The following is a 25,364-nucleotide window of genomic DNA, read 5'->3' as shown; positions in this document are numbered from 1 at the left end:
TATCGACCGGTCCGGGACCGCTCACCGGCACAGGCCTGCAGACCGGGACCGGTCGATAAGTCCAAGATCAACGGGGAGTGGGGACCTCAGTCCGCCGGGGTGAACCGGACCGGGAGCGACTCCGGGCCGCGGGTGAACACGCCCTGCTCGGCCGGGGCCGCGCCGTCGGCGATCCGCACCTCCGGCATGGCGTCCAGGAGCCGGTCCACGCCGATCTCGACCTCGGCCTTGGCCAGCAGCGCGCCCACGCAGAAGTGCCGGCCCAGCGCGAACGACAGGTGGTCGGCGGCGGCGGAGAACGCGGTGCGGGTCGGCAGGTCCTCGCGCAGGACGTTGAAGGAGTCCGGGTCGGAGAACCGGCGCGGGTCCCGGTTGGCCGCCCCGATCAGGCAGGTCAGCGTGGACCCGGCGGGCACGGTGCCGGTGCTGAGCTCGACGTCCTCCGAGGGCTGGCGCATGATCATGTGCACCGGCGGGCTGTACCGCAGCGTCTCGGCGAAGGCCTGCGGGATGAGGCTCCGGTCGGCGCGGACCGCCTCCAGCTGCTCGGGGTGCTCCAGCAGGTTCTTGAAGATGCTCGCGATGGCCTTGTCGGTGGTCTCCCCGCCGGCGGCGAGCAGCAGGCTGCAGAAGGCCTTGATGTCCTCGTCGCTCATCGCGGTGCCGTCGACCTCCGCCGTGCACAGCGCGGAGAGCAGGTCGTCGCCGGGGGCGGCGCGGCGCTCCCGGATGATCGGCAGCATGTAGGCGGCCAGTTCCTCCCGGGTGCGCAGTCCGGCCTCGGCGACCTCCGGGTCCTGGGAGAGGTTGCCCAGGAAGGCGATGATCGCGGTGTACCAGGTCTGGAACCGGCCCTGGTCGGCCCTGTCCAGGCCGAGCATGTCCACGATGACGTTGATCGGGAAGTGCCGGGCGAAGTCGTGCACCAGGTCGGCCGAGCCCTTGTCGCGGAACCCGTCGATGAGCTCGCGCGCGTTCCGCTCGATCACCGGCAGGAACTTCTCCTCCAGCTCCTTGCCGCGGAAGGCGGGGGCGACCAGGGCCCGGCGCACCGCGTGCTCGCGCCCGCTCATCTGCAGGATGGTGCGCCCGTGCACCGGCTCCAGCTGCCAGACGTAGTTCTCCGTGGTGAAGACGGGGTCCTTGAAGGCGCGGGCGACGTCTTCGTACCTGGAGACGATGTGGCTCCGGGTGGCCTCGTGCCAGAAGAGCGGGGCCTCCTCCAGCATGATCCGGTAGGCGGAGTAGGGGTCCGCCGCGAACTCGGGGGAGAGGATGTCCGGGACGTTTCGGACGGTTGCCATCGAACTCCTTCAATCGCTGACAATTCGCAACGCTAACGACTGGGCCCCCGGCAAGGAAGAGGCCGGACGTCCCCGCCTGCGGAGGCCCTGGCATGCGGGTTCCGGGCCGTCCGATCCGGGGGTTCCAGACCGGTTTCCGGACGGCCGACCCGCCGATCCCGGCCGCCACCGGAAGCCCTGGGGCCCCGCCGGCACCGGGCGTATGTTGTGCACGGCACACGGCGGGGGCGCCCCCGCCGTCCCCCGAGCGGAAGGGACCCCCGTCCAGATGGCCGAGTTCAGCACCAGACCCGAACTGCGCGGCACCTTCGGGATGGCCGCCTCCACGCACTGGATCGCCAGTGCCGTGGGCATGGGCGTACTGGAGCGCGGCGGCAACGCGTTCGACGCCGCGGTGGCGATGGGCTTCACCCTCCAGGTGGTGGAGCCGCACCTGAACGGCCCCGGCGGCGAGGTGCCGATCATCCTCAAACCCGCGGGCGGGGAGCCGGTGGTGCTGTGCGGCCAGGGCCCGGCGCCGGCCGCCGCCTCCCCGGAGGCGTTCGCCGGGATGGACCGGATCCCCGGCAGCGGGGTGCTGCCGGCCACGGTCCCCGGCGCCTTCGACGCCTGGCTGCTGCTCGCCCGCGACCACGGCACGCTGCCGCTGCGCGACCTGCTGGAGCCGGCGATCGGCTACGCCGGCGGCGGCTACCCGGTGCTGCCGCAGATCGCCGCCAAGGTCGCCGAGGTGCGGGAGGTCTTCACCGGGCCGTGGCCCTCCTCCGCCGCGCTCTGGCTGCCCGGCGGCCGGGTGCCGGAGGCCGGGAGCATGCACCGCAACCCGGCGCTGGCCGGCACCTACCGGCGGCTGGTCGAGGAGGCCGAGGCGGCCGGCGGCGGCCGGGAGGCGGTCATCGACGCGGCGCGCCGGGTGTGGCGCGAGGGGTTCGTCGCCGAGGCGATCGCCGCGTTCTGCTCCCGCCCGGTCCCCTCCGGCACCGGCGAGCCGCAGCGGGCCCTGCTCACCGCCGACGACCTGGCCGGCTGGTCCGCCGGGTACGAGGAGACGGTGCGGGCCGACTACGCCGGGCTGACCGTGCACAAGACCGGGCCGTGGGGGCAGGGGCCGGTCTTCCTGCAGCAGCTGCGGCTGGCCGAGGCGCTGGGCACCGGCGACGCCGACGTGCTCTCCGCGGACTTCGCGCACCTGGTGACCGAGGCGGCGAAGCTGGCCTTCGCCGACCGGGACGCGCACTACGCCGACCCGCGCTTCGCCGACGTGCCGCTGGAGGCCCTGCTCTCGCCCGGCTACGCCGCCGAGCGCGCCGCGCTGGTCGGCGCCGAGGCCTCGCTGGAGCTGCGCCCCGGCGCCCCGGGCGGCCGTGCCCCGTTCATCCCCGAGGCCGCCGAGGCCGGCACCTCGCCCGGCGCCGACCGGACCGGCGGCGAGCCGACCGTGGACCGCACCGGGACGCAGCGCGGCGACACCTGCCACCTGGACGTGGTGGACGCCGCGGGCAACATGGTCGCGGCGACCCCCAGCGGCGGCTGGCTGGCCAGCTCGCCGGTGATCCCCGAGCTCGGCTTCCCGCTGGGCACCCGCGGGCAGATGTTCTGGCTGGACCCGCGCTCGCCGGGGGTGGTCGCCCCGGGCAAGCGGCCGCGCACCACGCTCACCCCCACCCTGGTCACCCGGGGCGGGGAGGGCGTGATGGCGCTCGGCACCCCCGGCGGCGACCAGCAGGACCAGTGGTCGCTCACCTTCTTCCTCCGCCTGGTGCACGGCGGGATGGACCTGCAGCGGGCGATCGACGCGCCGATGTTCCACACCAACGCGCTGGTCGGGTCGTTCTTCCCGCGCGAGATCTCCCCCGGCGAGCTGGTCGTGGAGGAGCGGATCGGCGAGCGGGCCATCGCCGAGCTGCGCCGGCGCGGGCACCGGGTGGTGGTCTCCGACCCGTGGTCGCTGGGCCGGCTCTCCGCGGTGGCCCGCGACCCGGAGACCGGGGTGCTGCGGGCCGGCGCCAACCCGCGCGGCATGCAGGGGTACGCGGTCGGCCGCTGACCGCCCTTCCCGCAGGCGTTGATCTTGACGTTGCGGGGGTGACAGAGCGCCCTGATACCCCGCAACGTCAAGATCATCGGGAGGAGAGGGCGGGGCGCCGAGGCAAAGCCGCGGGAAAACCTCGGCGGGGCGCGGCGGTCCGGCTCCCCCGAGCCGGGCCGCCGCTCCTAACGTGGCGCCATGGCGCGGGAACGGATCGCAGACCAGCTGGTTCAGGTGCTCCGCGAGGCCGGGGCGCGGCGGATCTACGGGGTGGTGGGCGACAGCCTCAACCCGGTGGTCGACGCCGTGCGGCGCAGCGGCGACCTGGAGTGGGTGTACGTCCGCAACGAGGAGGCCGGGGCGTTCGCCGCGGCGGCCGAGGCCCAGCTCACCGGGGGGCTCGCGGTGTGCGCGGGCTCCTGCGGGCCGGGCAACACCCACCTGGTGCAGGGGCTCTACGACGCGCGGCGAAGCGGCGCCCCGGTCCTGGCGCTGGCCTCGCAGATCCCCTCCCGGCAGCTCGGCACCGGGTACTTCCAGGAGACCCGCCCGGAGGCGCTGTTCGCCGAGGCCGCGGACTTCACCGCGGAGATCGGGCAGGCCGCCCGGATGCCGCGGCTGGCCCGGATCGCGGTGCAGCACGCGCTGGGCGGGCCCGGGGTGTCGGTGCTGGTGCTCCCGGGCGACGTGGCGGCCGCCTCGGCGGAGGAACCGACCGGGCACGCCGTGCCGTGCGTCGGCCCGGCCACCGTCCACCCCGACCCGGCGGCAGTGCACGACCTGGCCCGGCTGCTCAACGGGGCGGAGAAGGTCGCGCTGTTCTGCGGCGCGGGCGTGCGCGGGGCCCGGGACCAGGTGCTGTCGCTGGCCGACGCGCTGAACGCCCCGGTCGGCCACAGCCTGCGCGGCAAGGAGTGGATCCAGTACGGCAACCCGTTCGACGTGGGCATGATCGGGCTGCTCGGCTACGGGGCCTGCCACGACGCGCTGCACCAGGCCGACCTGGTGCTGATGCTCGGCTGCGACTTCCCCTACGACGAGTTCCTGCCGGGCAGGTCGACCGTGCAGGTGGACCGGGAGGCCCGCCGGCTGGGCCGGCGCACCCCGCTGGAACTGGCGGTGCACGGCGACGTCGGCGCCACCCTGGAGGCGGTGCTGCCGCTGCTGGACCGGCCGCACCCGGAGGACTTCCTCTTCGACATGCTGCGCCGGCACGAGCGCGCGCTGTCCCGGGTGGTGGAGGCCTACACCCACGACATCGAGCACCACCGGCCGATCCACCCGGAGTACGCGGCCCGGCTGCTGGACGAGGAGGCCCCCGAGGACGCGGTGTTCACCGTGGACACCGGGATGAACAACGTGTGGGCGGCGCGGTACCTGACGCCGAACGGGCGGCGCCGCATCATCGGCTCGTTCACCCACGGCAGCATGGCCAACGCGCTGCCGCACGCGATCGGCGCGGCGTTCGCCGGCGGCGGCCGCCGGGTGATCTCGCTCTCCGGCGACGGCGGGCTGAGCATGCTGCTCGGCGAGCTGATCACGGTGCGCCAGAACGACCTGCCGGTGACCGTCGTGGTCTTCAACAACTCCTCGCTCGGCATGGTCAAGCTGGAGATGATGGTGGACGGGCTGCCCGCCTTCGGCACCGACCACCCGCCGGTGGACTACGCGGCGGTGGCCCGCGCGGTGGGGCTGCCCGCGGTGCGGGTGGAGGACCCGGGGGCGGTGCGCGGCGCGCTCGCCGACGCGCTCGCCGCGGACGGGCCCGCCCTGGTCGAGCTGGTCACCGACTCCAACGCGCTGTCCATCCCGGCGCGGATCAAGGCCGACCAGGTCAAGGGGTTCGCGCTGTCGGCCGGCCGGAGCGTGCTGGAGGGCGGCGTGGGCTCCATGATCGAGCTGGCCCGGTCCAACCTGCGCAACATCCCCCGGCCCTGACGGGCCCGCCCCCTTGTCCCGGCGGGGTGCGACAGGGCAGCGTGGCCCCATGAACCTCGACATGGTGGTGGAGATCCCGCAGGGGTCGCGGAACAAGTACGAGATGGACCACCGGACCGGGCGGATCCGGCTCGACCGCACCCTGTTCACCTCGACGCAGTACCCGGCCGACTACGGGTTCTTCCCCGGCACGATGGCCGAGGACGGCGACCCGCTGGACGCCATGGTCGCGCTGGAGCAGCCGTCCTTCCCCGGCTGCGTGGTCCGGGTCCGCCCGGTGGCGGTGTTCTGGATGCGCGACGAGAAGGGCCCGGACGCCAAGGTGCTGTGCATGCCGGCCGGCGACCCGCGCGTGGAGCACATCCGTGACCTGCGCGACCTGCCGGAGTTCCAGCGCCAGGAGATCAACCACTTCTTCGAGATCTACAAGCGGCTGGAGCCCGGGAAGAGCTCGGAGGTCCGCGGCTGGCAGGACCGCGCGGCGGCCCTGGAGGCCATCGAGGACGCCCGCCGCCGCGCCTCCGCCGGAGCCGCCCACCGCTCCTGACCCGGACCGGCCCCGCCCCCGATGACCTCGACGCTGCGGTCCTGTCAGAGCGGGCGCTCTCCGGTTTCCGTTGCGGCACCACTGCGACACCGCTGCAACACCGCACACCAGAGGGCAGGAAGGGACCGGCTGGTCGGTCAGGCGCGGCGCCCCACGGAGTGCAGGTTCAAGCGGGCGGCGACGGCAGCGGCGGGGACGGGGCGCAGGCCTCACCCGGGTACGGCACCCCACGGTGCCAGGGCTCGAACCGGCGGCGAGAGCAGGAGGGGCGGGGACAGGAGGGGCGGGGACAGGAGGGGCGGGGGCATCGGGAGTCGCCCGGGTGCGGCGCCCCACGGAGCGAAGGTTCAAGCCGGCGGCGACGGCAGCGGCGGGGACGGGGCGCAGGCCTCACCCGGGTACGGCACCCCACGGAGCCAGGGCTCGAACCGGCGGCGAGAGCAGGAGGGGCGGGCGCGCCCTGCGCACCTCCGCGGCACCCCGATGCCATCTACCAGCGAGTAGTAAGCCCCCAGAGCCCCGACTATCCCCTGTCGATTACACAGAGTGGCCAAGTGAGGCCTCCCGGGAGAACAAAAGCGACATCTCGCCCCCACTCCTGCTCTTCCCGGGCTCCGGTCGCCTGCCTTCCGGCCTTGCGGGCGGCTCGAACCCCCGATCACCGACCCGATCAGCCCCGTTCGGGCTCTTGGAGGGCCCATCAGGGCCGGGATGCGCGCCCAGGAATCACCGGGGTGCTCTCGCGGTGTGCAGGGCGCCCCAGCCCGCCATCACCCTGCGTATTCACTCAGGTCAGAGAGGTGCGGCGGTTTCAGAGGCGGTCGGCCCCGGCGCCCGGGCGACGCGGGAACGGCGAACCCGCCGCCCCGGCCGGCCCCACCCGCTCTGCCGCGCCCGACCGACCAGCCGGTCCCCCTCCCAGCCGTCGCCGCCCGCTTGAACCTGCACTCCGCGAGACGCCGCACCCGACCGACCAGCCGGTCCCCCACCGCCGCCGTCGCCGCCCGCTTGAACCCTCACCCCGTGGGGCACCTCCCGTTCTTCGCCCCTCCCCGAGTTCCTCGTTTTCCTCGTTTTGCTCTTTTTCCTCGTTCTCCTCGTTGCAACGACCACTTGACGACAAGCGCTCTGGCGGGGCCGCGACGTCAAGGTCATCGGATCACCGGGGGCGGGGCGGGGAGCCGGTCAGAGGCGGCGGCCCTCCCAGAGCCGGCGGGTCTCCGCGCCGGGGTCCTCCACCAGGGCGGACTCCGGGGAGTCGAACCGCCAGACCGGGCGGCGCTCCTGGTTCCACGGCTCCCAGCCCGGTTCGCCGGTGCGGGCGAAGCGGAGCCAGGCCGAGCGGAGCCGCTCGCCCAGCTCCTCCGGCGGGTCCTCGCCGACCAGGGCGGGGGCGGTGTCCAGGGTGCCGAAGAGGAACGGCACCTCCACCGCGTGGCAGGCGCCCAGCCGCCCGCCGGCGACCGGGGAGCGCCAGCCGAACTCGTAGGCGAACACCCGGACGCCCACCCTGGCCCGCGCCTCCAGCACCCGGTAGGCCGGGATCCGGAAGACCGCGTCGCCGTAGAGCGCGGTCAGCGCGTCCCCGGCCCGGCCGCCGTGCTCCGCCGCGTACACCGCGGCCGCCTTGGCGTCCAGCCCGAACCCGGCCGCGCCCGCGGCGACGTGCCGGTCGGAGGTCGCGCCGTTCCCGCCGCCGGGCACCGGCAGGACCCGGAACTCCTCGGCGGTGGTCCCGACCATGAGGTCGGCGCCGGCCCCCTCGCCCGCGCGCAGCCCGTCGATGGGGCGCCGGGTGACCAGACCGCCGTCGACCACGGGGGCGAACGGCAGCGTCCCGGGCACGGCCAGCCGCTCGCCCCAGACCGCCGGGTCGGCGCCGGCCGCGAACTCGGCGCTGATGGAGGACTGCGCGGCCAGCACCCGGTCCGGGGCGGCCTCGGCGAGCGCCTCGGGGGTGGGCGCGGCCGCGCCGGCGCGGCGGGCCAGCTCCGCGGCGACGGCGCGGGCGTCCTCCACCGGGTGCACGTGGTGCCCGGCCCCGGACTGGGCGACGGCCCGGACGAACAGGCCCCGGGCTCGCGGCAGCGAGAGCAGGGTGATCACGCTCATCGCCCCCGCGGACTGCCCGAAGACGGTCACCCGGTGCGGGTTGCCGCCGAACCGGGCGATGTTGTCCCGGACCCATTCCAGGGCGTGGATCTGGTCGAGCAGGCCGAGGTTGGCGGTGCCCCCGTCGAGCAGGGCGAAGCCCTCGGCGCCGAGCCGGTAGTTGGCGGTGACCAGCACGGCGCCGGAGCGGGCCAGGGCGGAGCCGTCGTAGAGCGGGTGCGAGCCGGATCCGGTGGCGAAGCCGCCGCCGTGCAGCCAGACCAGGACCGGGAGCCCGGCCGGGCCGGGGTCGGGCGTCCACACGTTGAGGTTGAGGCAGTCGTCGCCGGGGACCCGGTGGTCGGGGAGGATGCGGGGGCCGGGCTCCGGCGGGGGTACCGGGGCGGTGGGGCCGGGGCGGGTGGCGTCCCGGGGCTCGTCCCAGGGGGCGGGGTGCCGGGGCGGCCGGAAGCGGAGCGCTCCCACAGGGGGCGCGGCATAGGGCACGCCCTTGAAGGCGGCCACCCCGTCCCGCAGGGAGCCGCGCACGGGCCCGGCATCGGTGTCCACCACGGGCTGCATGGCCGCTCCCTCTTCGTCCCCGGCTACCGGTCCTCCCCGTCCTACGGAGCCGCGGAACCGGTGTCAATAGGGCGGTCGGCCCCCCGCTGACCGGCTCCGGACAAGACCGCTCGGTATGCTCCGGGGAGCGGAGCCGGGGGCCGCCCGGTTCCCGATCCCGCCCTGAGCGAACGGAGCCCCCCATGCCGGAGAAGAGCGGCGGAGCCGTCTCCGCGGAACTGGCCCGCACCGCCTGGTCCGTCCTGGAACCACTGCACGCCCTGGTCTACTTCACCCCCGAGGCGGAGCCCGGATACGCCGAGATCGGCCTGGAGACCGGGAACGGTGCCGCCTACTTCGCCTCCCGCTCGGCGCCGATGGGCGCGGTGGGGCCGGGCCCGGTCGCCGCCGCGTTCTACAACTTCAACCCGGAGCTGGTCGCCTCGGTGCTGCCGGAGGTGTGGGGCACCGCGCCGCCGGAGAAGGTGGTCCGGGCCCGGTTCGGGATCGCCGACCGGGCGCTGGCCGCGGCGCTCGGCCCGGACCTGCTCGGCTCCCCCGGCCTGGCGGAGGCCGCGGAGCTGGCCCGCACCGCCGTGCTCGGCGCCGCGGGGCACCGGCACGGCCGCCCGCTCTACGCCGGCCACGCGGACCTGGACTGGCCGGAGGGCGGCGCGCACCTGGCGCTGTGGCACGCCGCGACGCTGATCCGCGAGTTCCGCGGGGACGGCCACGTCGCGCTGCTGGCGCAGGCCGGGATCGGCCCGGTGGAGGCCCTGGTGACGCATGTGGCGGCCGGCCCGTACAAGGCGCCCGTGCTGCGGAAGACGCGGTGGTGGAGCGAGCGGGACTGGGCCGGCGCGGTGGACCGGCTGGCCGACCGCGGCCTGGTGGCGCCCGGCGGCGACCCCGAGTCCCCGGTCTTCACCGACGCGGGCCGGGAGCTCCGCGAGGAGCTGGAGCGGCGGACCGACGAGCTCTCGGTCCCCGCCTTCACCGCCCTCGGCGCCGAGGCCACCGCCCGCCTGGCCGAACTCGCCGCCCCGCTCCGCGACGCCGTCCTGGCCGCCGGAGTACTCCCGGGCACCCGCAAACGCTGACCCGGCCCGGAGATCCCCGGCGATCCGCGCCCGGCCCCGGCCGGGGGCCGGAACGGGCACTGCGAAGCGCTCCGGACCTGCTCTCCCCGGCGGAGTACGGCGGCCGGTGGGCGGCGCGCTGGACCGCGCCGGTCGCCGTCGGGCAGGCCGGCGGGCCGGACGCGGATGGCGCGCCTGTTCCGGCCGGGCTCCGCCGCGGGCTCCCCGCGCCGGGAGCGAAGACCGTCGCCGTCGCCACCGGCCGGAAGAGCACCGGACCGACCAGGGCTCCGCCCTCCCGCCGGCCCCGCCCCCGGGGCCGCCTTCCGGCCGTCGGGACCGCCGGACCACCGGCGGAGTCCGCCCCGGAGGCGGACCGGCCGCGCCCGCGGTTCCCGTTTCCCGCCGTGGGCACCGGCGCCCCGGGAAGGCCGCGCGGCCGCGCCCCGGGGACCCGGCAGAGGCCGGGCAGCGGGCTCACGGCTCCCATTTCCAGCCGTAGAAGTCGGCGCCGCCGGGGAGGGAGAGCATCCCCGCGGCCGCCGCCGCGGCTCCGCCGGCCAGGAGGACGATCAGGCCCGCGCCGATGCAGAGCACCACCGGGCTGCCCAGGTTGAGCGTCCAGCCGACGCCCATGGCGCGCTCCGGGACCAGCACCGCCGGGTCCTCCCGGTTGGCGTAGACCAGCCCGCCCAGCCGCCAGAACCGGTCGTCGTCCCGCTGCACCAGGCCGGTCTCGGCCTCCGGGACCTCGGCCCGCAGCCGGCGTCCGCCCTGGCCGAGCAGCATCGGGACGGCCGAGCAGAGCGCCACCGCGACCAGGCCGGGGGCCAGGGCCGCCACCACCAGCGGGCCGTCGGTCATCCGCCCGGTCCAGGTCAGCGCGGCCACCCCGGCCAGGCAGAGCACCGCGCCGAAGACCGCGCCGGCCGTGCACCGGCCGGCGATCACCAGGAACCGCCGGTAACGCTCGGCGTCCCGCTTCGGCGAGGCCGCGTCGATGTCCGGCCGGGAGCGCAGCGCCGCCGCGAACGCGGCGGGGACCAGGACCGCCGCGGCGATCTGGCCGAACACCGCGGCGAACGCGCTGAACGGGGTGGTCTCGACGGTGCGCACCAGCCGCTCGCCGCCCTGGTGCTCCACCGCGACGGTCAGCTCGGCGGGGAGGTCCGGGTAGAGCAGCAGCCCGGCGGTGAGGGTCGCCGCGACCAGCGCCCAGGAGGGGAGCAGCAGCGCCCACGGCGACCGGACCGGGTCGGTGCGCAGCCCGGTGTCGACGGCGACGGCCTGGGTCAGTCCGCGGTACCAGTCGCCCTCCCGCTTCGCGGCGGCCACCGCGCGGTGCCCGCGCACCCGGAGCGCGAGGTGGCCGGCGACCCCGGCGGCGGCGACCGCTCCCATCGCGGCGGTCGGGCCGGCGGCCGGGAGGGCCGCCGCGCCGAGCGCGAGCAGCACCGCTCCGAGCAGCAGCGTCGCGGTCCGGTAGCCGCGCCGGGCCGCCAGTACCGCGGGGTCGCCGACCCGGTCCGGCGGGATGCGCACCCCGAACGGCAGCGTCGCACGCCCCATGCCGGGCGCGGCGAGCATCAGCGCGGTGGCCGCGACCGCCACCGCGGCGATCAGCGGCGTCCAGGTCCAGATCACCACGTCACCTCTTTCGGAACGTCGGCGGGGCGGCACCCGGGGCGCGCCGAAGGCCGCGCCCCGGAGGCCGGCCCCCGCCCCGGTTCAACCGCATCGAAGGCCCGGAGCCGGGCGCGGTCCTCTCTCCGAGGCCGGGCGTGCGGCGGAGGCCGCCGCCCGGCCCCACCGGAAGCCGGCCCCGGGGCCCCCGGAGCGCCGCCGGGCGCTCCGGGCAGAGGCCCGGCACCCCCTCCGGGGCCGGGGCGGGGCGGAATCCGCCGTCCGGAACCTCCGGAGAGCGTCCGCGGGGTCCCCGGGGCGCCGCCGCCGGGCGCTCCTCCGGGCGGGCGTCCTGGCGCCTCATCCTCCACTGCGGGCCTCTTCCTCCGTACCGGCCGTGAATCCGGTCAGCCGGCCCCGGCAGCGCTCCAGTACCTCCTCTGCCGGGACGCCGTGCGCGACGGCCTCGGCCAGCAGGGTGCCCAGCCGGGTCTCCCAGTCCGGTGCGAAGCCGGGGCCGGGCGGCCCGGAGCCGGGGTCGCGCTGGATCACCGCGCCGGTCTTCCGGTTGACCCGCAGCAGCCCTTCCCGGCGCAGCAGGTCGTAGGCCTTGTTCACGGTGTGGAAGTTGATCCCCAGGTCCGCGCCGAGCTGCCGGACCGCCGGGAGCCGGCTGCCCTCCCGCAGCTCGCCCGAGGCGATGGCCTCGACCACCCGGTCGCGGAGCTGCTGGTAGATCGGAACCTCGCTGCCGAGGTCGATGCTGAGGATCACGGATCTCCCCTCCGTCGGGGCCGGTCGGACGCTGGGTCGGGCCTTCAGCATCGCATCCGCGCGGCACCGGTGCGCTCCTCATCAGACCACGTCCCTGCGGACCGGCAGGGCGACCGCGGCGGCGGCCGCGAGCAGCGCGTAGCCGAGCAGGACCAGGGCCGCGGGGCCCGGCGCGAGCAGGTCGGGGGCGGCGATCCCGGATTCGGCGGCGACCCGCTCGGCCAGCGCGCCGAAGCCGGTGAGGCCGTCGGTGGCGCCGCGCGGCAGGAAGGGCTGGAGCGGGCCGAGGACCGGGAAGAAGGAGAGCATCGGGTCGATGAAGTAGAGGTACCCGCCGAGGACCGCCAGCCCGGCGAGCTGGTTGCGGACCAGCGCGCCGAAGCCGACCCCGATCAGGGTGTAGACGGTGATCGCCAGCGCCGCCCGGGCCAGGCCCGCGGCGATCGCTGCGGTGCCGGCGGCCGGCTGGACGCCGAGCACCGCGCAGGCCAGGGCGATCCCGGCGCCGCCGGCCGCGGCGGCGACCGCCCCGTAGCCGGCGCCGATCGCGGTGAACGCGGCCAGCTTCGCGGCGACCACGCGCCACCGGCGCGGGGCGGCGAGGAAGGTGGGGACGGCGGTCCCGTGCCGGTATTCGCCGGTCATCGCGGTCAGGCCGACCAGCGCCGGGACGATGACGAGCATGCCGGACATCCCGATCGCGACGGCCAGCCCGTCCTCGGTGTCCGGGCCGGGCAGCGGCGGGGTGCCGGTCGGCCCGGCGATCCCGACGACCGCGGTCATCCCGAAGGCGGCCGCGGCGAGCAGCGCCCCGGTCCACATCCAGGTGCGGGTGGCGAAGAACTTGGCGAACTCGACGCCGATGAGCCTGGTCACTGCGGCACCTCCATTGCTCCGGCCCCGGTCAGCGCAAGGAAGGCCGCTTCCAGGCCGTGCTCTCCGGCCACTTCGGCCAGGGTCCCCTCCGCGAGGGCCCGGCCGCGGTCCATGACCACCACCCGGTCCGCCGTCTGCCCGATCTCGGCGAGCAGGTGGCTGGAGACCAGGACGGTGCCGCCGGCGGCGGCGCGGGCCCGCAGGAAGCCGCGGAGCCAGGCCGCCCCGGCGGGGTCGAGTCCGTTGCCGGGCTCGTCCAGGACGAGCACCCCGGGGTCGCCGAGCAGGGCGGTGGCCAGGGCGAGCCGGCGGCGCATCCCGGTGGAGTAGCCGCCGATCCGGCGGTCCGCGGCGGCGGTGAGGCCGACCTCCTCCAGCACCTCGGCGGCCCGCCGGGCCGGGGCGCCCGCCGCGCGCCGGTAGATCTCCAGGTGGCGGCGGCCGGTCCAGGCCGGGTGCGCCGCCGCGGCGTCCAGTGACGCGCCGACGGCCGCCGGCGGGTCCGGCAGGGCGGCGTAGCGGCGGCCGCCGATCTCGGCCTGCCCGGAATCGGGTCTGACCAGGCCGAGCAGGCAGCGCAGCGCGGTGGTCTTGCCCGCCCCGTTCGGCCCGAGCAGCCCGGTGACGGACCCCGGCGGCGCCGAGAAGGAGAGTCCGCGGAGAGCGCGGACGTCCCCGAAGGACTTGGTGAGGGATCGAACGGCGACGGTGTGCGCGGTCCGGGCCATGGAGCCTCCTCTATTCGCTCTCTCCTATTTGTTATAGCCAACATAGAACAAAAGGGCAACGGGTTCCCGGAGCACTCGGAGCGGGCGGCGGCCGCTCGGGCGGTCCAGCCAGGCCCGCCGGGACCGCCGGGATCCGCGGGGCGGACACGCGGGCCCGGGCGGAAAGCGCGCGCCCGCCGGAGGGGCTCCGGCGGGCGCGGGTGTCGTCAAGGGAGATCGGTCGGTCAGCCGCCTGCGCGGCGGAGGGCCTCCTCCGCCCAGGGGAGCGCGGTCCTGCGGTCGGCCGGAACCAGGCCGATCCGGGTGCGGCGGTCCAGCAGGTCCCCGGCGTCCAGGGCGCCCTCCCGGGCGACCGCGAAGAGCAGTTCGGCGGGGGTGATCCCGGCCGCGACCGGGCGCAGCAGCTCCGGGTCCCCGCCGGCCAGGGCGACGACGTCGGGCGCCTCGGTGCCGTACCGGGCGACCAGCCGGCGCGGCGCGTCGACCGCGTCCAGCACCCCCCTCGGGGCCGCGCCGACCAGCGGCAGCGCCCGGGTGGTGCACGGCCCGGCGCGCAGCCCGGCGGAGCGCACCGCCGCGTCCACCGCGTCGGCGGCCATCCTCCGGTAGGTGGTGAGCTTGCCGCCGACCGCGGTGAGCACCCCGTCGGCCGAGCGGATCACCGCGTGCCGCCGGGACAGGTCGGCGCTGTCCTCCTCGCCGGCGTCCAGCAGCGGGCGGAGCCCCGCGAAGGAGCCGACCACGTCGGACCGGTCCAGCGCGGTGCCGAGCACCTCGTTGACCGTGCCGAGCAGGAACTCCACGTCGGACTCGGGCACCTCGGGCACGTCCGGCAGCGGCCCGTCGACCGGTTCGTCGGTCAGCCCGACCAGCACCCGGCCGTCCCCCTGCGGCAGCACCAGGGCGAACCGGTTCAGGGTGCCCGGGATCGGCACGGTCATCGCCGCCCGGGGCCGCCCCACCGCCTCCTCGCGGAGCACGATGTGCGTGCCCCGGCTGGGCCGCAGCCGCACCTCGGGCACCAGCTCCCCGGCGTAGACCCCGGTCGCGTTGAGCACCGCGCGAGCGCTCACCTCGAAGCGGCGGCCGGTGCGCCGGTCGCGCAGCAGGGCCCCGTCGCCGCCGATCCGCTCGGCCTCGCACCGGGTGGCGACCCGGGCCCCCCGGCCGGCCGCGGTGCGCGCCAGGGCGACCACCAGCCGGGCGTCGTCGGTGAGCCGCCCGTCGAAGGAGAGGATGCCGCCGCGCAGCCCCGCGGTGCGCACGCCGGGCAGCAGCCGGGCGGTCTGCGCCGCGCTCAGCCGGCGCGACCGGGGCAGGGTGCGCGGGTCGGTGCCGGCCGCGGTGCGCAGCAGGTCGCCCATGCCCATGCCGGCCCGGACCGCGGCCGCCTGGACGCCGCCCACCGCCGGGTGCAGCGGCAGCACCATCGGCATGGTGTGCACCAGGTGCGGGGCGGTGGTGCCGATCAGCACGTCGCGCTCGCGGGCGCTCTCGTAGGCCACCCCGAACTGCCCCCGGGCCAGGTAGCGCAGCCCGCCGTGGACCAGTTTGGAGCTCCACCGGCTGGTGCCGTGCGCCAGGTCGCCCCGCTCCACCAGGGCCACCGACAGGCCGCGCGCGGCCGCGTCCAGGGCGGCGCCGGCGCCGGTCACCCCGGCCCCGACGACCAGCAGGTCCACCGGTGCGCCGTCGGCCAGCGCGGCGATGTCGGCCTCGCGCCGCTCCGCGGTGAGCGCGGTGCGCGGTCCTCCGTCCGCCCCGGTCATCGCCCCTCCCCCGCGGCCTGCTCGGCGGCCCCGCCCGGGGCGAGGTAGCCGTGCAGCAGGGCGCGGACCTCGGCGGCCAGCGCGTCGGTGTCCATCAGGTCCTCGGCCAGGCGGCGGGAGGTCGCCAGGTTCTGCACGGTGAGCAGCACGATGCGGGAGAGCACCTCCGGGGAGCCGTCCCGGACCGACCCGTCGGCCTGGCCCGCCTCGATCTGCGGGCGGAGCAGGTCGAGCACCGCGAACTGGCTGGTGCCGAGCCGCTGGAAGGCGTAGGTGGCCAGCGTCTCCGGCTCGTTGTCGACGATCTTGGCGAACAGCGGGTGCGCCAGGGAGGCGCGCAGCACGCTCTCGACCTGCTCCACCAGGTGCTCGCGGGCGCTCCGGCCGCCCTGGTCCCGGGCGGCGCCGCCCAGCAGCGCGACCATCTCCCGGGTGAGCAGGTCGGCGACGAGCGAGTCGGCGTCGGGCCAGCGGCGGTAGACGGTGGGGCGGCTGACCCCGGCCCGGCGCGCCACGTCGGTGAGGGTGGTGCGGCGGACGCCGAATGCCTCGACGCAGGCGCGCGCCGCGTCGAGGATCTCGTCTTCAACGTTACGTCTTGACGTCATGTGTAAAACTGTACGGCATGAGCAACCGCCGGGCCGCGTCCCGTGTCCCTGAAATGTCCTGGTTCGCCTGGGGCGACCCGTCCCGCGCCGAGCCGCTCTCCGAACCGGTGCGCGCGCTGATCGCCGAGGCGCTCGGCGCCGAGCTGCGCGACCTGCCCCCGGTGGCCGAGTCCGAGGTGCGGCTGCCGCCCTCCGCGCTGACCGGGGAGGCGCGCGCGGCGCTCACCGCGGCGCTGGGCGGCGACGGCGCCCGGCTGCGCACCGACGACGCCGCCCGGCTCCGGCGCAGCGCCGGCAAGAGCACCCCCGACCTGCTGCGGATGCGCTCCGGCGCGGTTCCCGACGCGCCCGACGCGGTACTCTTCCCGGCCGGCCACGACGAGGTCGAGGCGGTGCTGCGGGCCTGCTCCGAGCAGGGCGTCGCGGTGGTCCCGTTCGGCGGCGGGACGAGCGTGGTGGGCGGGGTCGCGCCGCTGCGCGGCCGGTTCTCCGCCGTCGTCGCGCTGGACCTGCGCGAGCTGGACGCACTGGTCTCGCTGGACGAGGAGTCGCGGACCGCGGTGCTCCAGGCCGGGCTGCGCGCCCCGGAGGCCGAGGAGCTGCTGGCCGCGCACGGCTACACCATGGGCCACCTGCCGCAGAGCTACGAGTACGCGACCATCGGCGGGTTCGCCGCGACCCGCTCCAGCGGCCAGGCCTCCTCCGGCTACGGCCGGTTCGACGACATGGTGGTGGCGCTGAAGGCGGCCACCCCGCGGGGGACCCTGGAGGCGGGCCGCGCCCCGGCCTCGGCGGCCGGCCCCGACCTGCGCCAGCTGCTGCTCGGCTCGGAGGGCGTGTTCGGGGTGATCACCGAGGTCACCGTGCGCGTCCGGCCGGTCCCGCAGGCCCGGCACGACGAGGCGTGGGCGTTCCCGTCCTTCGCCGAGGGGGCCGCGGCGCTGCGCACCCTGGCCAGGTCCGCGCTCCGCCCCACCACCGCGCGGCTCTCCGACGAGACCGAGACCTTCGTCAACGCCGCCCTCTCCGGCAAGCAGGCCGCCCCCGGCTGCCTGGTGGTGGTCGGCTTCGACGGGGAGGCCGGCGAGGTCGAGGCGCGCCGCGCCGCCACGGCGGCGGCGCTGGCCGCGGCGGGGGGCACCGCGCTCGGCTCCGAGCCGGTCGCCGACTGGCGGCACAGCCGGTTCCACGCCCCCTACCTGCGGGACACCCTGCTCTCCGCGGGCATCCTCGCCGAGACCCTGGAGACCGCGGCCTCCTGGTCCGGGCTGCTCCCGCTGTACCGCGCGGTGGGCTCGGCGGTCTCCGAGGCGCTGGAGGGGCCGGAGGGCAAGGCGGTGGTGCTCTGCCACGTGTCGCACACCTACCCCGAGGGCGCCTCGCTCTACTTCACCGTGGTCACCGCGGCCGGGGCCGACCCGGCGGCCCGCTGGGACCGGGCCAAGCGCGCGGCGGGCGACGCCATCGCGGCGTCCGGCGGCACCATCACCCACCACCACGCGGTCGGCGCCGACCACCGGCCGTGGATGCCCGCGGAGATCGGCCCGCTCGGCGCGGAGGCGCTGCGCGCGGTCAAGTCCGCCCTGGACCCCGCGGGGATCCTCAACCCGGGCAAGCTCATCCCCGACGCGGAGTGAGCCCGCGCTCCGGGCCCCGGCCCGCACCGCCCGGCCGGCCCCTCCCCGGCCCGGAGCGCTCCTCCGCCGCCCTCCCCGTTCTCCCGCCCTCCCCGGCCCGGAGGACGGGGAGGGCGGCCTTCTACCCTTCCTGCGTGGACATCCGATTCGCGACGCGCAAGGGCGTCGGCGCAGAGAACGAGGACGCCGCCGCCGCGGGGCCCGGGTGGGCCTTCGTGGTGGACGGGGCGACCGAGCCGCCGGACGCCGACACCGGCTGCCGGCACGGGGTGCGCTGGCTGGTGGGCCGCCTCTCCGCCGCACTCGCCGCCGAGCTGGACGCGGCGGAGGGGAGCGCGGGCTCCAGGGCCCCGGCCGAGGGCGGCGGTGGGCGACGGGGAGGAGAGCCTCCGGCCCGGAGGGCCTCGATTGAGGGTGGTGGCGGGGGACGGGCGGGACTGCCCGAGCTGCTGGCCGCCGCGATCGGGCGGGTCCGCCGGGAGCACGGCCCCGGCTGCGACCTGTCCCGGCCGGACTCCCCCTCGGCCGCGCTCGCCGCGGTGCGCGCGGTCCCCGGCGGGCTGGAGTACCTGGTGCTGGCCGACTGCGCGGTGCTGCTCCCGGTGCAGGGCGGGCCGCCCCGGATGGTCACCGACGACCGGCTCGACCGACTGCCCGGCGGGCGCCCCTACTCCCGGGAGCTGGTCCGCTCGATGCGGAACCGGCCCGGCGGGTTCTGGGTCGCCGGGGCCGACCCGCGGGCGGCGCACGAGGCGGTGACCGGGGTGCACCCCGCCCCCGGCGGCGGCCGGTTCGGGCTGCTCACCGACGGCTGCACCCGGCTCGCCGAGTACTTCGGGTACGGCTGGGCGGAGGTCTGGGGCCTCCTGGACGGGGCCGGGCCGGCGGCGCTCATCGACCGGGTCCGCGCCGAGGAGCGGGACCGGCCCGGTGCCGTCCGGGGCAAGCCGCACGACGACGCCACCGCGCTGGTCGGCGCGTTCGCCCCGCCCTCCCCGCCCTCTCCGGAGCGGCGCTCCGCCCGGGGGTGATGCCGGTCTCCCCGGCCGCGTAGGATCGGCGCATACCAAGCGGTCTGTAGCGGCATCGAGGAGGCGGCGTGGCCGACGCGGAGTGGGAGCGCGACCCGGAGCAGCAGGTGCTGCGCGAGCTCGACGGCGGGGTGCTGGTGCTCACCCTGAACCGGCCGGAGCGGCTCAACGCCTGGACCCCGGCGATGGAGGAGCGCCTCTTCGACCTGCTGGAGGAGGCCGACTCCGACCCCGAGGTGCGCGCGATCGTGCTCACCGGGGCCGGCCGGGGCTTCTGCGCCGGGGCCGACCTGGACGCGCTGTCCTCCATCGGCGACGGCGTGCAGAACGGATCGGGCGGGCGGATCGAGCAGCCCGACCGCCCCAAGCACCTGCCGATGCTGCTGCGCAAGCCGGTGGTCGCCGCGGTCAACGGCGCCGCCGCCGGGCTGGGGCTGGTCGTCGCGCTCTTCGCCGACGTCCGGTTCTGCGCCGAGGACGCCAAGCTCACCACCTCGTTCAGCCGGCGCGGCCTGGTCGCCGAGTACGGCGTCGCCTGGCGGCTGCCCCGCCTGGTCGGCCAGGGGCGGGCGATGGACCTGCTGCTCTCCTCCCGGGTGCTGACCGGCGCCGAGGCCGAGCGGATCGGCCTGGTCGAGCACGTCCGCCCGCGCGAGGAGGTGCTGCCCGCCGCCCTGGACTACGCCCGCGCCCTGGCGTCCGAGTGCTCCCCCGCCTCGCTGGCCGAGATCAAGGCCCAGGTGCTGCGCTCCGCGGAGAGCGGGCTGGACGACTCGGTCGCCGAGGCGGTGCGGCTGATGCCGGGCGCCTTCGCCCACCCCGACTTCGCCGAGGGCGTCGGCGCCTACCTGGAGCGCCGCCCGCCCCGCTTCGCCCCGCTGCCGCCCCGGCGGCACTGACCCCGGCGCGGCCGCCCACCGGCCGGGCGGCGGCCGCCGGCGTGTTCCGGGAGGGGCGCGACGGGCCGCTCGGCGGCTCCGGGATCGGCGGGGCGATCACCGACAATGGAGGCGTGACACGGGGACGACTGCGGATCTACCTCGGGGCGGCCCCCGGGGTGGGCAAGACCTACGCCGCGCTGTGCGAGGCCCGGCGGCGGCGCGACCGGGGGACCGACGTGGTCCTCGGGCTGGTCGACGAGCACGGCCGGGAGCGGACCGCCGCGGCCGCCGAAGGGCTGGAGCGGGTCCCCCCGCTCCGCACCGAGCACCAGGGCGCCGCCGCCGAGGAGGTCGACGTCGAGGCGCTGCTGCGGCGCGCCCCGGAGGTCGCGGTGGTGGACGAGCTCGCCCGGGCCAACGCCCCCGGTTCGCGCAACGCCAAGCGCTGGCAGGACGTCGACGAGCTGCTGGAGGCGGGGATCGACGTCGTCTCCACGCTGAACATCCAGCACCTGGAGTCGCTCAACGACGTGATCATGCAGATCACCGGGACCCGGCAGAGCGAGACCATCCCCGACGAGATCGTCCGCCGCGCCGACCAGATCGAGCTGTGCGACATGTCGCCCTACGCGCTGCGCCGCCGCATGTCGCACGGGAACATCTACCCGGCGGAGAAGATCGACGCCGCGCTCTCCAACTACTTCCGCGAGGGCAACCTCACCGCGCTGCGCGAGCTGGCCCTGCTCTGGGTGGCCGACCGGGTCGACGAGGGGCTCTCCCGGTACCGCGGCCAGCACCAGATCCGGCACACCTGGGAGGCCCGGGAGCGGATCGTGGTGGCGCTCACCGGCGGCCCGGAGGGCGAGACGCTGATCCGCAGGGCCGCGCGGATCGCCGCCCGCGCCCGCGGCGGCCAGCCGCAGCCCAGCCACCTGATGGCGGTGCACGTGGTGGCCGCCTCCGGGCTCGCGCACGGCCCCACCCGCGACCTGGCCCGGCAGAAGCGGCTCCTGGCCGAGCTGGGCGGCACCTACCACCAGGTCATCGGGGAGGACGTGGCGGTCTCGCTGCTGGAGTTCGCGCGCGGGGTGAACGCCACCCAGATCGTGCTCGGCTCCTCCCGGCGGCGCGGCTGGCAGTACGTGTTCGGCCCCGGGGTGGGCGCCACGGTGGCGCGCGAGTCCGGCGACATCGACGTGCACATCGTCACGCACGAGGAGGTGGGGCGCGGCCGCGGGCTGCTGCCGCCGCTCCGCGGCACCCTGGGCCGGGCCCGGGTCGCCTGGGGCTGGGTGCTGGCCCTGGCGCTGCCGCCGCTGCTGTCCGGGCTGCTCCGGGTGCCCCCGCTGGACGCCCTCGGCCTCACCACCGACATGCTCTTCTTCCTCACCGGGACGGTGGCGGTGGCGCTGGTCGGCGGGCTGTGGCCGGCGCTGGCCTCGGCGCTCTGGGGCAGCCTGCTGCTCAACCTGCTGTTCACCCCGCCGTGGCGCGGCCTCACCGTGAACGAGGCCGACAACGCCATCGCGCTCGCGGTGTTCGTGCTGGTGGCGCTGCTGGTCTCGTTCGTGGTGGACCTGTCCAACCGCAACTCCATCCAGGCCGCGCGGGCCCGCTCCGAGGCCGGCACCCTGGCGCTGCTGGCGAGCAGCGTGCTCGCCTCCCAGGAGCCGCTGCGCGCGCTGATGGTGCGGATCCGGGAGGCGTTCGCGCAGCGCTCGGTCACCCTGCTGGAGCAGCGCGACGACGGCGCCTGGCAGGTGGTGGAGAACTACGGCGAGGCACCGTGCACCGACCCCGAGCAGGCCGACGCCCTGGTGTCGGTGAGCGACTCGCTGGTGCTGGCGCTGCGCGGGCACATGATCACCGCCTCGGACCGCAAGTTCCTCAACGCCTTCGCCAGCCACATCGGCATCGCGCTGGAGCGGCAGCGGCTGGCCCGGGACGCCGCGCTGGCCCGCCGGCAGGCCGCGGGGAACAAGATCCGCACCGCGCTGCTCGCCGCGGTCTCGCACGACCTGCGCACCCCGCTCACCTCGATCAAGGCCAGCGTGTCCAGCCTGCGCTCCACCGAGTTGGAGCTGGACGAGACCGACCGGGCCGAGCTGCTGGAGAACATCGAGGAGGCCACCGACCGGCTGGACGGGCTGGTGGGCAACCTGCTGGACATGAGCCGGCTGCAGACCGACACCGTGCAGCCGAAGATGCGCGAGGTGGGCCTGGAGGAGGTGGTTCCGGCCACCCTCATCGGGATCCCGCCGGACACCGTCGCGGTCGACGTCCCCGACTCGCTGCCGCGGGTCTGGGCCGACCGGGGGCTGCTGGAGCGGGCGGTGGCCAACGTGGTGCAGAACGCGGTGCGGTACAACCGGGCGGGCGGCCCGCCGGTGCGGGTCGCCGCCAGCGCGCACGGGGACTCGGTCGAGCTGCGCGTGGTGGACCACGGGCCCGGGGTGGCCGACCCGCACAAGGAGCGCATCTTCGAGGCGTTCCAGCGGCTCGGCGACGCGCCGCGGGGCACCGGGATCGGGCTGGGGCTGGCCGTGGCGCGCGGGTTCAGCGAGGCGATGGACGCCGCGCTCACCCCGGAGGACACCCCGGGCGGCGGCCTCACCATGGTCTTCACCCTGCCGCGCTGCGCACCCCTGGACGCACCCGCGCCGCAGGCGCGCCATGATGGGGGCGGCGGTTCCGGTGCCGAGGAGGAGCACCCCGCCGGAAGGACCGAGGACGGCTGATGCGGATTCTCGTCGTCGACGACGACACCCAGATCATCCGGGCCATGCGGATCAACCTGCGGGCCCGCGGCTACGAGGTGGACACCGCGGCCGACGGTGCGGCGGCGCTGCGCGCGGTGGCCGAGCGCCACCCCGACGTCGTCCTGCTCGACCTGGGGCTGCCGGACATGGAGGGCGGCGAGGTGATCGAGGCGCTGCGCGGCTGGACGTCGGTGCCGATCATCGTGCTCTCCGCGCGCCACTCGGCGAGCGAGAAGGTGCGCTCGCTGGACCAGGGCGCGGACGACTACGTCACCAAGCCGTTCGGCATGGACGAGCTGCTGGCCCGGATCCGGGCGGCGCAGCGCCGCTCGGTGCCGGTGGAGGAGGCGCCGGTGGTGGCCACCGAGTCCTTCACCGTGGACCTGGGCGCCAAGCGGGTGGTCCGGGACGGCGAGGAGGTGCGGCTCACCCCGACCGAGTGGCACATCCTGGAGATCCTGGCGCGCAACGCGGGCCGGCTGGTCAGCCAGCGCCGGCTGCTGCACGACGTGTGGGGGCCGGTCTACCAGAGCGAGACCAACTACCTGCGGGTCTACATGGCGCAGCTGCGCCGCAAGCTGGAGCCGGACCCGGCCCACCCGGTGCACCTCATCACCGAGGCCGGCATGGGCTACCGGTTCGAGAAGGGCCCGCCCGCGAAGGGCTGAACCCGATGGTCTCGACGTTCCGGGCCTGTCAACGTGCATTGACAGACCCGGAACGTCGAGACCATCGGGGACGGAGCGGGGAACGCCCGGCAGGAGGTCCCGCCGGGCGTTCCGCGCGTGCGGCCCCGGGGCGCACCGCCCCCGGGGTCAGCCCTGGTTCTCCAGGTACCGGTCGCGGGCCTCGCGGAGGTGGTCGGGGCTGTCCGAGAACACCCCGTCCACCCCGGTCTCCAGGACATCGGTGTAGTAGGAGAGGTGGTCGCCGTAGGCGGAGGGGTCGTCGCCCTTCCGGTACCCCTCGGGCAGGAAGGCGTTCTCGCTGCGCAGCGTGTAGGGGGTGACCAGCAGGTCGCGGTCGTGCGCGTCGCCGACCAGCGGGGTCGGCTCGGCGGGCAGCCCGTCCTCGCCGATCGGCAGCACCAGGCGCATGTCCGGGCCGATCGCGTCGGCGTACTCGGCCACCCCGTCCAGGCCCTCGGGGGTGGTGAGCTCGGGCTGGGAGGGGCTGATCAGCTGCACCACCGGGACGTCCACCAGGGAGTCGACCTCGCGGGCGCTGTCCGGCTCGAAGGACTGGACGATGACCGGGGAGTCCTCGCCGTCCAGGCCGTGCTCGGCCAGCGACTCGGCGAGGATCCGCTCGGTGTCCAGGCCGATCGAGTCGAAGTAGGCGCCGTGCTTGAGCTCGGGGATCAGCTTCACGCCGGCGTACTTGGGGTGGCGGTCCGCCTTCTTCCAGAAGGAGACGACCTCCTCCCAGGTGGGCACCTTGTACTTGCCGTCGTAGCGGGTGTTGCGGGGGCGGATGTCGGGGATCCGCTCGACCGCGCGCAGCGTGCGCAGCTCCTTGAGGGTGAAGTCCTCGGAGAACCAGCCGGTGACCTCCTTGCCGTCGATGACCTTGGTGGTCTTCCGGTCGGCGAACTCGGGGCGCTCGGCGACGTCGGTGGTTCCGCTCAGCTCGTTCTCGTGCCGGGCGACGAGGTGGCCGTCGGAGGTGGGCACCAGGTCCGGCTCGATGACGTCGGCGCCCTGCCGCAGCGCCAGCCGGTAGGCGGCCATGGTGTGCTCGGGCCGGTAGGCCGAGGCGCCCCGGTGCGCGATCACCCACGGGGCGTCGGTGGCCCGCTCCCCGTCTCCGGGGCGGACCGGCTCGGCCGCGGCCGGGGCGGGGGCGATCAGCGCCGCGGCGCTGATCAGTCCGGTGGTGAGGGCGATCCACTTCGGTGCGGTGGCGCTGCGCCGCATGTGTCTCCTTGAGTGCGCGGGTGCGTGCAGGGGCGATCGGAACGCTGCCCGGCCCGTGCGTCGCACGGTTTCACCTTGGCTGAACGACAACCCACCGGAGGCGTAAATGTAAACGGAGCGGCCGGTTCCGGACTCCCAGGGTGGCACAGAGGACACACTCTGTGATAAGAGGCGGCGTCCGTGTCCCCGGGTCCGTTCTTCGAGGGGGCGCTCCTCACGGGGGCGGCGCGCTCAGGGCGAGGGGCACCGGGCGGGGGCACCGGACGGGGCCGGGGCGTCAGAGGCCGGAGGAGGCCGCCTCGATCATCATCCGGAACTCCGGGGTGTCGCCGCGGCCGCGGTCGGCGAAGGCCACCGCGAACAGCGGGGCGAACGCGCTGCACCACTCCAGCAGCCGCTTCTCCGCGACGCCCATGGCCGGGGCCAGCTCCCCGGCGCGGCGGCGCGCCGCGTCGGCGCTCTGCGTGCGCCACATCACCCAGTCGACGCCGTCGGCCGCCGGGTCGCCGAGGCAGGCCCGCGGGTCGACCGCGACCAGCCCGCGCTCCGGGCCGCCGTCCAGCACGTTGCCCGGGTGCAGGTCGCCGTGGAGCGGGACGGCGTCGTCCCCGTCGGAGCCGTTGGCCAGAGCCCGCGCCCAGGCGTGCCCGTGGTGCAGCAGCGACGCCGGGACCAGTTCGGCCGCCGGCCCCTCGGAGCGCCGCCGCTCCCACATGTCGAAGAGGAAGCCGACCCGGCTGACCAGGGGGTTGAGCTCCATCCGCTCCCGGCGGGACATCGGCACCGAGTGCAGGTCGGCGATGAGGGCGCCGATCTCGGCCATCGGCGGGACGGTGCCGCACATCGCCACGGTGCTGCCGTCGCCGATGGCCTCCAGCAGGAGCGCGCCGCGCTCCTCGTCGACCGCCCACACCTCGGGAACGCGGCGGGTGTCGGCCCACAGCCGCAGCACCCGCGCCTCGGAGACGCCCAGGCCGGCGTCGGGGGAGATCTTCATGATCGCGGGGGAGCCGTCGAGGCGGCGGCAGTGCAGCACCACCGAGGTGCGGCCGTGCGGGGCGGGGCCCTCCACGGTCAGCTTCCACTGCTCGGCGAGCGACTCCACCAGGGCGGGCAGCCCCGCCAGCCACCCGGCCGCGCCGGTACCGAACCTGCGTAGCAGGCGCTGTCGCTGCCTGTCGTCGACGAACTGCGCTGTGAGGTCGCTCATGGG

General features: G+C 76.2%; 19 protein-coding genes. 9 read left to right on the top strand and 10 right to left on the bottom strand.

The features are described from left to right. Positions 1 to 86: 86 nt before the first annotated feature. Positions 87 to 1,304 (bottom strand): cytochrome P450, encoded by a 1,218-nt coding sequence (locus D459_RS0113545; RefSeq protein WP_017593551.1) that lies wholly within the window; start codon positions 1,302 to 1,304, stop codon positions 87 to 89. Between the two features lie 268 nt (positions 1,305 to 1,572). Here D459_RS0113545 and D459_RS0113540 point away from each other — a divergent pair, with 268 nt between their 5' ends. From D459_RS0113540 to D459_RS0113530, 3 genes are all read left to right on the top strand, one after another. Then, complete coding sequence (locus D459_RS0113540; protein ID WP_017593550.1) at positions 1,573 to 3,351, top strand: gamma-glutamyltransferase family protein; 1,779 nt, start codon at positions 1,573 to 1,575, stop codon at positions 3,349 to 3,351. A gap of 180 nt (positions 3,352 to 3,531) precedes the next feature. Further along, complete coding sequence (locus D459_RS0113535; RefSeq protein ID WP_017593549.1) at positions 3,532 to 5,271, top strand: pyruvate dehydrogenase; 1,740 nt, start codon at positions 3,532 to 3,534, stop codon at positions 5,269 to 5,271. 49 nt (positions 5,272 to 5,320) lie between these two features. Next, positions 5,321 to 5,818, top strand: coding sequence for an inorganic diphosphatase (locus D459_RS0113530; protein WP_017593548.1), 498 nt, complete (start codon positions 5,321 to 5,323; stop codon positions 5,816 to 5,818). Between the two features lie 1,185 nt (positions 5,819 to 7,003). On the opposite strand, the gene D459_RS33625 is transcribed toward D459_RS0113530, so the two are convergent. Then, positions 7,004 to 8,491 (bottom strand): carboxylesterase/lipase family protein, encoded by a 1,488-nt coding sequence (locus D459_RS33625; RefSeq protein ID WP_017593547.1) that lies wholly within the window; start codon positions 8,489 to 8,491, stop codon positions 7,004 to 7,006. A gap of 182 nt (positions 8,492 to 8,673) precedes the next feature. Here D459_RS33625 and D459_RS0113520 point away from each other — a divergent pair, with 182 nt between their 5' ends. Then, complete coding sequence (locus D459_RS0113520) at positions 8,674 to 9,570, top strand: SCO6745 family protein (RefSeq protein WP_017593546.1); 897 nt, start codon at positions 8,674 to 8,676, stop codon at positions 9,568 to 9,570. A gap of 456 nt (positions 9,571 to 10,026) precedes the next feature. Here the strand turns inward: D459_RS0113520 and D459_RS31570 are convergent, their stop codons facing one another. The 6 genes from D459_RS31570 to D459_RS0113490 all read right to left on the bottom strand — a co-directional run bounded on the left by D459_RS31570 (position 10,027) and on the right by D459_RS0113490 (position 15,927). Continuing rightward, on the bottom strand, positions 10,027 to 11,196 hold the full coding sequence (locus tag D459_RS31570; RefSeq protein ID WP_017593545.1) for a DUF1648 domain-containing protein: 1,170 nt from the start codon (positions 11,194 to 11,196) through the stop codon (positions 10,027 to 10,029). A 336-nt stretch (positions 11,197 to 11,532) separates the two neighbouring features. Further along, positions 11,533 to 11,946: a GntR family transcriptional regulator gene (locus D459_RS0113510; RefSeq protein ID WP_017593544.1), complete on the bottom strand. Its 414-nt coding sequence runs from the start codon at positions 11,944 to 11,946 to the stop codon at positions 11,533 to 11,535. 81 nt (positions 11,947 to 12,027) lie between these two features. Further along, complete coding sequence (locus D459_RS0113505; RefSeq protein WP_017593543.1) at positions 12,028 to 12,822, bottom strand: hypothetical protein; 795 nt, start codon at positions 12,820 to 12,822, stop codon at positions 12,028 to 12,030. Continuing rightward, positions 12,819 to 13,550: an ABC transporter ATP-binding protein gene (locus D459_RS0113500; protein WP_017593542.1), complete on the bottom strand. Its 732-nt coding sequence runs from the start codon at positions 13,548 to 13,550 to the stop codon at positions 12,819 to 12,821. Before D459_RS0113500 ends, D459_RS0113505 begins: the two co-directional genes overlap by 4 nt. A gap of 224 nt (positions 13,551 to 13,774) precedes the next feature. Beyond that, the gene (locus D459_RS0113495) at positions 13,775 to 15,319 is read right to left on the bottom strand and encodes a glycerol-3-phosphate dehydrogenase/oxidase (protein ID WP_017593541.1); all 1,545 of its coding nucleotides are present in this window, start codon (positions 15,317 to 15,319) and stop codon (positions 13,775 to 13,777) included. Then, positions 15,316 to 15,927 (bottom strand): TetR/AcrR family transcriptional regulator, encoded by a 612-nt coding sequence (locus D459_RS0113490; protein ID WP_026120363.1) that lies wholly within the window; start codon positions 15,925 to 15,927, stop codon positions 15,316 to 15,318. Before D459_RS0113490 ends, D459_RS0113495 begins: the two co-directional genes overlap by 4 nt. 17 nt (positions 15,928 to 15,944) lie before the next feature. Between D459_RS0113490 and D459_RS0113485 the strand changes: the two genes are divergently transcribed. The 5 genes from D459_RS0113485 to D459_RS0113465 all read left to right on the top strand — a co-directional run bounded on the left by D459_RS0113485 (position 15,945) and on the right by D459_RS0113465 (position 22,903). Continuing rightward, complete coding sequence (locus D459_RS0113485) at positions 15,945 to 17,564, top strand: FAD-binding oxidoreductase (RefSeq protein ID WP_026120362.1); 1,620 nt, start codon at positions 15,945 to 15,947, stop codon at positions 17,562 to 17,564. 134 nt (positions 17,565 to 17,698) lie between these two features. Beyond that, on the top strand, positions 17,699 to 18,595 hold the full coding sequence (locus D459_RS0113480; RefSeq protein WP_017593538.1) for a protein phosphatase 2C domain-containing protein: 897 nt from the start codon (positions 17,699 to 17,701) through the stop codon (positions 18,593 to 18,595). 68 nt (positions 18,596 to 18,663) lie between these two features. Further along, positions 18,664 to 19,494 (top strand): enoyl-CoA hydratase-related protein, encoded by an 831-nt coding sequence (locus tag D459_RS0113475; protein WP_017593537.1) that lies wholly within the window; start codon positions 18,664 to 18,666, stop codon positions 19,492 to 19,494. 113 nt (positions 19,495 to 19,607) lie between these two features. Next, positions 19,608 to 22,214, top strand: coding sequence for an ATP-binding protein (locus D459_RS31565; RefSeq protein ID WP_051065424.1), 2,607 nt, complete (start codon positions 19,608 to 19,610; stop codon positions 22,212 to 22,214). Continuing rightward, positions 22,214 to 22,903, top strand: coding sequence for a response regulator (locus tag D459_RS0113465; RefSeq protein WP_017593535.1), 690 nt, complete (start codon positions 22,214 to 22,216; stop codon positions 22,901 to 22,903). Before D459_RS31565 ends, D459_RS0113465 begins: the two co-directional genes overlap by 1 nt. Positions 22,904 to 23,050: 147 nt before the next feature. On the opposite strand, the gene D459_RS0113460 is transcribed toward D459_RS0113465, so the two are convergent. Beyond that, the gene (locus tag D459_RS0113460; RefSeq protein WP_017593534.1) at positions 23,051 to 24,151 is read right to left on the bottom strand and encodes a glycerophosphodiester phosphodiesterase family protein; all 1,101 of its coding nucleotides are present in this window, start codon (positions 24,149 to 24,151) and stop codon (positions 23,051 to 23,053) included. A gap of 277 nt (positions 24,152 to 24,428) precedes the next feature. Further along, positions 24,429 to 25,361, bottom strand: coding sequence for an aminoglycoside phosphotransferase family protein (locus tag D459_RS0113455; RefSeq protein WP_017593533.1), 933 nt, complete (start codon positions 25,359 to 25,361; stop codon positions 24,429 to 24,431). Positions 25,362 to 25,364 lie beyond the last annotated feature (3 nt).

The sequence above is a fragment of the Nocardiopsis potens DSM 45234 genome (assembly GCF_000341105.1).
Taxonomy (GTDB): Bacteria; Actinomycetota; Actinomycetes; order Streptosporangiales; family Streptosporangiaceae; genus Nocardiopsis_A; species Nocardiopsis_A potens.
This window is presented reverse-complemented; position numbering and strand designations above follow the sequence as displayed.

Excerpts from the sequence above, each read along its gene's own strand:
- D459_RS0113545 (WP_017593551.1), bottom strand. The coding sequence starts at position 1,304 with ATGGCAACCGTCCGAAACGTCCCGGACATCCTCTCCCCCGAGTTCGCG.
- D459_RS0113540 (WP_017593550.1), top strand. The coding sequence starts at position 1,573 with ATGGCCGAGTTCAGCACCAGACCCGAACTGCGCGGCACCTTCGGGATG.
- D459_RS0113535 (WP_017593549.1), top strand. The coding sequence starts at position 3,532 with ATGGCGCGGGAACGGATCGCAGACCAGCTGGTTCAGGTGCTCCGCGAG.
- D459_RS0113530 (WP_017593548.1), top strand. The coding sequence starts at position 5,321 with ATGAACCTCGACATGGTGGTGGAGATCCCGCAGGGGTCGCGGAACAAG.
- D459_RS33625 (WP_017593547.1), bottom strand. The coding sequence starts at position 8,491 with ATGCAGCCCGTGGTGGACACCGATGCCGGGCCCGTGCGCGGCTCCCTG.
- D459_RS0113520 (WP_017593546.1), top strand. The coding sequence starts at position 8,674 with ATGCCGGAGAAGAGCGGCGGAGCCGTCTCCGCGGAACTGGCCCGCACC.
- D459_RS0113500 (WP_017593542.1), bottom strand. The coding sequence starts at position 13,550 with ATGGCCCGGACCGCGCACACCGTCGCCGTTCGATCCCTCACCAAGTCC.
- D459_RS0113495 (WP_017593541.1), bottom strand. The coding sequence starts at position 15,319 with ATGACCGGGGCGGACGGAGGACCGCGCACCGCGCTCACCGCGGAGCGG.
- D459_RS0113490 (WP_026120363.1), bottom strand. The coding sequence starts at position 15,927 with ATGACGTCAAGACGTAACGTTGAAGACGAGATCCTCGACGCGGCGCGC.
- D459_RS0113485 (WP_026120362.1), top strand. The coding sequence starts at position 15,945 with ATGAGCAACCGCCGGGCCGCGTCCCGTGTCCCTGAAATGTCCTGGTTC.
- D459_RS0113465 (WP_017593535.1), top strand. The coding sequence starts at position 22,214 with ATGCGGATTCTCGTCGTCGACGACGACACCCAGATCATCCGGGCCATG.
- D459_RS0113460 (WP_017593534.1), bottom strand. The coding sequence starts at position 24,151 with ATGCGGCGCAGCGCCACCGCACCGAAGTGGATCGCCCTCACCACCGGA.
- D459_RS0113455 (WP_017593533.1), bottom strand. The coding sequence starts at position 25,361 with ATGAGCGACCTCACAGCGCAGTTCGTCGACGACAGGCAGCGACAGCGC.